The sequence below is a fragment of the Corynebacterium sp. 32222D000AT genome (assembly GCF_053546955.1).
Map to the genome: position 1 here is coordinate 1 of NZ_JBPPVW010000043.1, position 802 is coordinate 802.

At 75.9% G+C, this 802-nt stretch carries 1 protein-coding gene; it reads right to left on the reverse strand.

The features are described from left to right. Positions 1–802: hypothetical protein (locus ACEE23_RS11425; protein ID WP_448873624.1), on the reverse strand; the 802-nt coding region annotated here is incomplete at both ends.

Below are 802 nucleotides of genomic sequence, written 5' to 3' on the forward strand. Positions count from 1 at the left end.
GCTCGCGGGTGTCCCAGGTGCGCACGCCGCGGGCCTCGGCGGCGGCGACCAACGGATCGTTGCCGCCCATCAGGCCGGTGCCGCGCACCCAGCCGATCTGGGCGTGCACCAGGCCCACGCGGTTGGCCCAGGCCGGTTCGCGGCGCCAACGGTTTTCGACGGCATCGAGGGCCGCTTTGGCCTCGCCGTAGGCGCCGTCGCCGCCGAAGCGCCCGCGGTTGGGGCTGCCCGGCAGGACGACGTGGACGTGGTCCGCGATGTCGGCGGTGGCGGCGATGAGCCGCTCCACCGACCACAGCAGCAGGCGCATCTGGCGCTCGCTGCCCGCGCCCGCCTCGGCCAGGGTGCCGGCCACGCGCGGCGCGGCGAACGGGAAGAGCAGGGTCGGCGTCAGCGCCGGCTTCACCAGGCGCACCTCGGCGCCGACGGTGCGGGTACGCTCGCTGCCCACCCAGTCGGCCAGGGCGTCGACATCGGCAAACGATGCCACGTTACACGGCACGACCCACAGCGCCGCCTGGCCGCGGGCGTGGTCGCGGTAGAGGCGGGTGAAAAAGTCCAGGCGCGCCTGGTCCAGCCGGGAGCTGGTCGCCACGACGGTCGCCCCGCCCCGCAGCAGCTCGGCGGTGATGGCTGCGGCAATGGAGCCCGGCGCGGCGCCGGTTATCAGCGCGCAGTCGGCCGCGTAGTCGAGGCCGGCCGGGTCCTTCCGGGCCGCGGCGGCGAGCTCCGGGTGGCCGGCGTACTCGGCGATACGGGCGACCTCCTCGCCGGTCGCCGTCACATCGCCGCGGCCCTGGGC